This is a genomic window from Streptomyces sp. NPDC054863 (assembly GCF_053610825.1).
Map to the genome: position 1 here is coordinate 1 of NZ_JBSGZD010000380.1, position 6,698 is coordinate 6,698.

At 69.3% G+C, this 6,698-nt stretch carries 11 protein-coding genes; 8 read left to right on the forward strand and 3 right to left on the reverse strand.

Annotation, left to right across the window (positions count from 1 at the left end; genetic code table 11):
• Window positions 1-372: MerR family transcriptional regulator (locus tag ACWGIG_RS35685; RefSeq protein ID WP_453325861.1), on the forward strand; the 372-nt coding region annotated here is incomplete at its 5' end.
• 13 nt (window positions 373-385) lie between these two features.
• On the opposite strand, the gene ACWGIG_RS35690 is transcribed toward ACWGIG_RS35685, so the two are convergent.
• On the reverse strand, window positions 386-835 hold the full coding sequence (locus tag ACWGIG_RS35690) for a carboxymuconolactone decarboxylase family protein (protein WP_453325862.1): 450 nt from the start codon (window positions 833-835) through the stop codon (window positions 386-388).
• Between the two features lie 93 nt (window positions 836-928).
• On the opposite strand from ACWGIG_RS35690, the gene ACWGIG_RS35695 reads away from it, so the two are divergent.
• Complete coding sequence (locus tag ACWGIG_RS35695; protein WP_453325863.1) at window positions 929-1,816, forward strand: sigma-70 family RNA polymerase sigma factor; 888 nt, start codon at window positions 929-931, stop codon at window positions 1,814-1,816.
• Window positions 1,817-1,940: 124 nt separating this feature from the next.
• Here the strand turns inward: ACWGIG_RS35695 and ACWGIG_RS35700 are convergent, their stop codons facing one another.
• Window positions 1,941-2,183: a hypothetical protein gene (locus tag ACWGIG_RS35700; protein WP_453325864.1), complete on the reverse strand. Its 243-nt coding sequence runs from the start codon at window positions 2,181-2,183 to the stop codon at window positions 1,941-1,943.
• A gap of 139 nt (window positions 2,184-2,322) precedes the next feature.
• Between ACWGIG_RS35700 and ACWGIG_RS35705 the strand changes: the two genes are divergently transcribed.
• The 4 genes from ACWGIG_RS35705 (at window position 2,323) to ACWGIG_RS35720 (ending at window position 4,001) form a co-directional block, all read left to right on the forward strand.
• Window positions 2,323-3,267, forward strand: a complete 945-nt coding sequence (locus ACWGIG_RS35705) for a helix-turn-helix domain-containing protein (protein ID WP_453325869.1) — start codon at window positions 2,323-2,325, stop codon at window positions 3,265-3,267.
• Complete coding sequence (locus tag ACWGIG_RS35710; RefSeq protein WP_453325870.1) at window positions 3,185-3,355, forward strand: DUF397 domain-containing protein; 171 nt, start codon at window positions 3,185-3,187, stop codon at window positions 3,353-3,355. Before ACWGIG_RS35705 ends, ACWGIG_RS35710 begins: the two co-directional genes overlap by 83 nt.
• Before the next feature lie 5 nt (window positions 3,356-3,360).
• The gene (locus tag ACWGIG_RS35715; protein ID WP_453325865.1) at window positions 3,361-3,573 is read left to right on the forward strand and encodes a DUF397 domain-containing protein; all 213 of its coding nucleotides are present in this window, start codon (window positions 3,361-3,363) and stop codon (window positions 3,571-3,573) included.
• A gap of 227 nt (window positions 3,574-3,800) precedes the next feature.
• Window positions 3,801-4,001, forward strand: a complete 201-nt coding sequence (locus tag ACWGIG_RS35720; protein WP_453325866.1) for a DUF5708 family protein — start codon at window positions 3,801-3,803, stop codon at window positions 3,999-4,001.
• A gap of 39 nt (window positions 4,002-4,040) precedes the next feature.
• On the opposite strand, the gene ACWGIG_RS35725 is transcribed toward ACWGIG_RS35720, so the two are convergent.
• Window positions 4,041-4,721 (reverse strand): alpha/beta fold hydrolase, encoded by a 681-nt coding sequence (locus ACWGIG_RS35725; protein ID WP_453325867.1) that lies wholly within the window; start codon window positions 4,719-4,721, stop codon window positions 4,041-4,043.
• Between the two features lie 94 nt (window positions 4,722-4,815).
• Here ACWGIG_RS35725 and ACWGIG_RS35730 point away from each other — a divergent pair, with 94 nt between their 5' ends.
• Window positions 4,816-5,688, forward strand: coding sequence for a chitosanase (locus ACWGIG_RS35730; protein WP_453325871.1), 873 nt, complete (start codon window positions 4,816-4,818; stop codon window positions 5,686-5,688).
• A gap of 139 nt (window positions 5,689-5,827) precedes the next feature.
• On the forward strand, window positions 5,828-6,655 hold the full coding sequence (locus ACWGIG_RS35735; protein ID WP_453325868.1) for a chitosanase: 828 nt from the start codon (window positions 5,828-5,830) through the stop codon (window positions 6,653-6,655).
• The last annotated feature ends 43 nt before the right edge of the window (window positions 6,656-6,698 follow it).

Genomic DNA, 6,698 nt, shown 5'->3' on the forward strand with positions numbered 1-6,698 from the left:
GTCACGATGCCGGTCGACGACACCATGACGATCACGGAACTCGCCGGGGCGCTCGGCGTACGCACCTCCACCCTGCGGTTCTGGGAGGAGGAGGGCCTGCTCGCCCCCGAGCGGGTGACCTCGCTGCGCGCCCGCCGCTACGGGCCCCGCACCGTCGGCACGGCCCGCATCGTGCTGGCCCTGCGCGGCGCCGGATACGGCATCGCAGCAGTGCGCGAAGCCCTCACCGCGCTCCAGCAGGACGACGACCCCGTCGAGACCGCCCGCGTCCTCCAGGACCGCCTCGACCGGATCGCCGCCCGGACGGTGGCCCTGCTCCGGGCGGGCGCGGACCTGGCGGCCGTGGTCGAGCGAGCGGGCGGGCGGCCCTGACGCCCCGCCCGACTCACCAGGTCTTGCCTGCCTGCTCCCGGACCGTGCGGTTGAGCCGGTTGAAGAAGTTGGTCATCGCGATCTCCAGGGTGATCGCGCCCAGCTGCTCCTCGGTGAAGTGGTCGGCAGCGGCGTCCCAGATCTCGTCGGTCACGCCCGCCGCACCGTCCTGGAGCCGGGTGGCGGCCTCGGCCAGGGCGAGGGCCGCCCGCTCCTCCTCGGTGTAGAAGGGGGTGTCGCGCCACGCGACCACGTGGTGCAGCCGCTCGTCCGTCTCACCGGCCTTCTGCGCCGCCTGGGTCGTGGCGAATACGCAGGGGCTGCAGCCGTTGATCTGGCTGACGCGCAGGTGGACCAGGCCCAGCAGCCGCTGATCCGCTCCCCCGGCGTGAACCGCCTTGTAGAGGTGCTGAATTGCTGTGATCACGTCGGGATGGGCCGGGCTCGTCATGCGTGCTTCCATCGGTCCTGCTCCTTCATCGGTGAGTCATCGGTTACCTGAGCCCGTGCGGGCCCGTCATCCCCATGACGGAGCAGTCCCGAGGAAGGTAACAACATGTCCGACACCCGCCCGATGCACCCGACGGTCCCGGTGGCCGAGGCGTTCGAGGCCCAGCGCGACCGGCTGCGCGCGGTCGCCCACCGCATGCTCGGCTCGCACGCCGATGCCGAGGACGTGGTCCAGGAGGCCTGGCTGCGGCTCTCCCGCCAGGACGCGGCGACCGTCCACAACCTCGCCGGCTGGCTGACCACGGTGGTCGGCCGGATCAGCCTCGACGTCCTGCGCTCGCGCCAGACCCGCCCGGAGGCGTCCTACGACGACCGCCTGCCCGAGTTCGTGGTGACCCTCGACGACGGCCCCGCCCCCGAGGACGACGCGGTGCTCGCCGACTCGGTCGGGCTCGCGCTGCTCGTCGTGCTGGAGTCGCTCGGGCCGAGCGAGCGGCTGGCGTTCGTGCTGCACGACCTGTTCGCGGTGCCGTTCGACGAGATCGGCCAGATCCTCGGCAGGTCGACCGCCGCGGCCAAGATGCTCGCCAGCCGCGCCCGCCGGAAGGTGCGGACGACCGAACGGCCGACCGGCGTCGGGCGGGAGCAGCGCGAGGTGGTCCAGGCCTTCCTGACGGCGACGCGCCTCGGCGACTTCGAGGAGTTGCTGCGGGTTCTCGACCCCGAGGTGAAACTGACCGTCGACACCCCGTCCGGCGTGGTCGTCGCCCTCGGCGCCACCAAGGTCGCCGCCGGCGCCCAACTCTCCGCGGGCGCAGCCGCACAGGGCCGGACGGTGCTCGTCAACGGTCTGCCGGGGGTCGTTTCCTGGCGCGAGGACGGCACCCCGCTCTCGGTCCTCGCGTTCACCGTCACCGACGGCCGGATCACCCACATCACGGTCGTGATCGACCCGGCCAAGCTCGCGCTGATGGACCTGCCGGACCCGGCGTAAGTCCGGGCTCCCGAAAGGGGGCGGAGAGGGGTGTCAGAATAATGTCTCACTTACACGTGTATGTGAGACATTATTCTGGGGGGGGTGCTGCCGGGGCTCGCGAGGAGAACCCCTCCGGCGGCCTTCAGAGGCTCAACTCCTCCGCCACGGCGCCCTCTTCACGATGCCGGGGGCAGCGGCACGGCGGGTAGGCCATCGAGCCCGGCGGCAGATCGGGCAGCGAATCGCTCTCCCACGGCGGCACACTCCCGTCCCCCGCCGTCCGGCTGATCACCAGAGCGCCGTCGATGCCGAAGTCCTTGATCATGCGCGCGAGTTGCTTGCGTGCGTCACTGCCGAGCGGTCGCTGCTGCTCTCCGTTTTGCATTTTCTGATCCTTCATCCAGGTTTCGCCATATACGCGACGGCCGATCAACTACCGTCAGTGAGACAAGCGTTGCCGCACGGGGTCCCCGTCACAACGCCTGGGGCGTTCCAGTGGCCACGTGGCACACGAGGAGGACCGGTTGAGTACGCGAAACGCGGCAGGCGGAAAGGTCGCCACACCGGGCGAGACGTTCGGCAAACTCATCAAGCACCACCGGGAGTCGATGTTGCTGACGCAAGTCGCTCTGGCCGGCCAAATCCCGTGCGACCGCTCGCAGGTGGCCCGGGTCGAGGCCGGTACGCGCGTCCCGGACCTGCGCTTCGTGCAGGGCTGCTCGGCGGTATTCGGAACGGGCAAGACGCTGCTGAACCTGTGGCAGGAGATCGACTGGTACCCGGACGTACAACACCCGGACTGGTTCGAGCGCCGGGCGAAGATGGATGCGGAGGCGGTGGCGGAGCGTATCTACCAAACGCAGTTGATCCCAGGCCTGTTGCAGACCTACACCTATGCGCACGCACTGTTCTCGCAGGTGAGCACGGCCGCTGACGCGGAAGAGCAGGTGCGGGCACGACTCAGCAGGCAACACCGCTTCTACGCACCTGATGGGCCGCTCCTGATGGCCGTACTGGACGAGAGCTGTATCCGCACCGTGGTGGGTTCACCAGAAGTCATGCGTGAGCAGTGCTACCACCTGCTGAACGTGGGCAAGCTGCCCAACGTGCGCATCCAGATCGCGCCAGCCGACCGCCCGGCGATCAATCGCCCCAAGACCTCGATGGCTCTCATGTCACTTACCGACGGCCACAATTGGATCTACTCGGAGTCCCTGAAACAGGGGCACTTCAACGATGGTCCAGCCGAGTTCACGCGTCAGTTGCAGACCTATGATGTGCTCAGGGCGGACGCTCTGTCGGCTCCAGAGTCTGCCTCTCTGATCAGTGACGCGATGGAAGGGTACGACCAGCATGACCTCTCAGAACCTCGGCCCGACGAGCTGGATCAAGTCCAGCTACAGCGGCAACGACGGCGGCGACTGCGTAGAAGTCGCCCCCGGATTCCCCACCCACGTCCCCGTACGTGACAGCAAGAACCCCACCGGCCCCACCCTCCGCATCCCCACCCCGGCCTGGGCCACCTTCACCACGCACCTCAAGCGCGAGACGACGTAGCCCGCATGCCGACAACTCACGACCTCCGCACGGCGAGCTGGATCAAGTCCAGCTACAGCGGCAACGACGGCGGAAACTGCGTGGAAATCGCCCCCGGATTCCCCACCCACGTCCCCGTACGTGACAGCAAGAACCCCACCGGCCCCACCCTCCGCATCCCCACCCCAGCCTGGGCCGCCTTCACCGCCGCCCTCGCCGACGGCAGCCTCACCGCCTGAGCCGGACGGCTCCCTACGATCGCTCCGTCGTGGGTCAGTTCCGGCCGAGTGGAAGAAGCCTGCGGATCATCAACTCCGTCACCACCTTGATCACCGGGCCCGCCCGGGAGCGCGAGCGCTGACCGAGGTCCGTCGAACGGTGCAGCACCGGTTCCTCCCGGCGGACGACGCTCCGCCTGCCCGCCCGTTCCTAGGCTGGGATCATCCCCCAACCCAAGGAGCCCCCGGTGAATCGTGCACACAAGAACCTGGCCGAAGGAATCGTGACCTTCCTGGTCGGCCTGGCCCTGAAGCTGTTCGGGGGCGGGGTGGAGGTCCCGGTGGTGACGCTGCCCAAGGCCGGAGTGGTCCTGATGGTCATCGGCGGCGTCCTGGTCGTCACGGGACTGTTCCAGGCGGCACGCGGGGCCGGTGTCCCCAAGAACTGACCGACGGCTCGTGCCCCTCGGCCGACGGGCACGGGCCCCTCAGCTGGTGAAGAAGTCGCTCACCTTGTCCGCGAACTGCTGCGGGTGGCGCTCGTGGATGTAGTGACCACCGGGGAGCATGATCTGCGAGCAGTCCGGGATGCGGTCGGCCATCTCGGGGAGCTCCTCCTGGGACATGCCGCTCGCCGAACCACCGGTGATCAGCATCGTCGGGGCGACGATCTCGCCGAGGCGGTCGACCCACTCCTGCGGCGGGTTCCCGATCTGGGCCTGGATCCCGTCGATCGCGTTCTCGTCGTAGTCGACGGGACCACTTTCCGGAAGGAGGTCCTCCGCACCCTCGAAGGGGGCCGGAGTCTCCTCCAGTACCAGACGCTCCACCCGGTCCGGGTACTCCTGCGCCAGGAGGTACGCGACGATGCCGCCCATGCCGTGGCCGACCACCCCCGCGCGGTCGATCTTCGACTCCTCGATGAAGCCGAGGACGTCGTCCCGCATGAGCTCAAGGTCGTACTCGTCGGGCCAGTCGCTCTCGCCGTGGCCGCGCAGATCGAGTGCGTGCACCCGCCATTCCTCGCCGAGCGCCTGCCCGACCTTCTCCCAGTTCGCGGCGGAACCGCCGATTCCGTGAAGCAGGATTACCGGGTTGCCGTGCTGGTCGCCCCAGGAGCGGTACGCCATGCGTACGTCGCCCACATCGACGACGGAGTGATCTTCCATGACTCCGACGGTACAGGGGCGGCCCGGGTGCCAGGGTCGTCGGGTGACGTCCGTTATGCGCGGGGTGGGGCCGGCGGCGCTGGTCCTGGTGATGATGCTGGTGGGGTGCGTGAGCGCGGGTGGGGGTGACGGGGCGCTTCCCGGGCCGCCGCCGTCCACGGGTGCGTCGCCTTCCACGGGTGCGTCGCCTTCCACGGGTGCACCGCCTTCCACGGGTGCGTCGCCGTCCGGGCGGCCGGCGGAGAGTGGGCCGGGGCTGGCGGATCCGGCGAAGAAGGAGCTCGCGATGCGCCTCGTGTCGAGCGCGGAGAACTCCTCGCTGGAGTGGCGGAAGCAGTACCGCTACCTCCAGGACATCGGGGACGGACGGGGTTACACGGGCGGGATCGTGGGCTTCTGTTCCGGGACCGGCGACATGGCGAAGGTGGTCGAGCGGTACGCCGCCGCACGGCCGGGCACCGTACTGGAGAAGTTCCTCCCCGCCCTGCGGAAGGTGAACGGGTCGGACTCGCACGAGGGGCTTGAGGGACCGTTCGTCGAGGCGTGGCGGCGGGCCGCCGACACCGATCCGGCGTTCCGGGCCGCCCAGGACGCCGAGCGGGACCGGGAGTACTTCGATCCGGCCGTGCGGCAGGGGACGGCGGACGGGGTGGGGGCGCTCGGGCAGTTCGTGTACTTCGATGCGTACGTGATGCACGGGGCGGGAGACACTCACGGGTCCACCGGGTTCCGCACGCTGCGGGAACGGGCGCGGCAGCGCGCCGCGCTGCCCGTGGACGGGGGCGACGAGCGCTCCTACCTGCACGCCTTTCTCGATGTACGGGTGGCCTCGATGAAGCGTGAGCCGGCACACCGGGACACCAGCCGCATCGAGACGGCCCAGCGGGTTTTCCTGCGGGCCGGGAACCTGGCGCTGCGGACGCCGCTGCGGTGGAAGGTGTACGGGGACACTTTTCGGGTCGGGTGAGGGAAATGTTCCTGCGACCCTTGAGGGAGCTGTGAGCGCCGTCCCCGAAGGAACTGTGGGCGCCGTCCTTGAAGGAACTGTTCCGGCCGGACCCCCGTCGAAGGGTGGTCCGGCACCCATGACCGGCCCCGGAGGTCCCATGCAACTCACCCGTCGCGCCCAGAACGCCGCCCGCGCCCTGCTGGGCCTCACGCTCGGCTCCGTGCCGGCCACCAGCATCGCGGCGCCCACGGAGGAGGACGGGGCCAGGGCCTCCGCCTCGTCGGGGCTGCGGGATCCGGAGAAGAAGGAACTCGCGATGCGGCTCGTGTCGAGTGCGGAGAACTCTTCCCTGGAGTGGCGGAAGCAGTACGAGTACATCGAGGACATAGGCGACGGGCGCGGGTACACGGCGGGGATCATCGGTTTCTGCTCCGGGACCGGCGACATGCTGGAGCTGGTCGAGCGCTACAGCGCCGCCGAGCCCGGCAACGTACTGGAGAAGTACCTCCCCGCCCTGCGGGAGGTGAACGGGTCGGACTCGCACCAAGGGCTCGGCCCCCGCTTCGTAAGGGACTGGCGCAGGGCCGCGCAGGACGAGGGGTTCGAGAAGGCGCAGAACGAGGAGCGGGACCGCGTCTACTTCGATCCGGCCGTGCGGCGCGCGCAGCAGGACGGGCTGGGGACGCTCGGGCAGTTCGTCTACTACGACGCGATGGTGATGCACGGTGCGGGCGGGCGCGACGGATTCGACATGATCAGACGCAGTGCGCTGGCGAAGGCGGCGGCGCCTTCGCGGGGCGGTGACCAGGGTGCGTATCTGAATGCCTTCCTGGACGTGCGCAGGAGCACGATGAAGCGCGAGGCCGCGCACGAGGACACCAGCCGGATAGACACGGCACAGCGGGTCTTCGTGAAGAAGGGGAACTTCTCGCTGCGCACGCCGCTGGTGTGGAAGGTGTACGGGGACACCTTCAGGGTGGCCTGACGGGACGTCAACAGGCGGTGGCCGTACGGGAGTTCCGTACGGC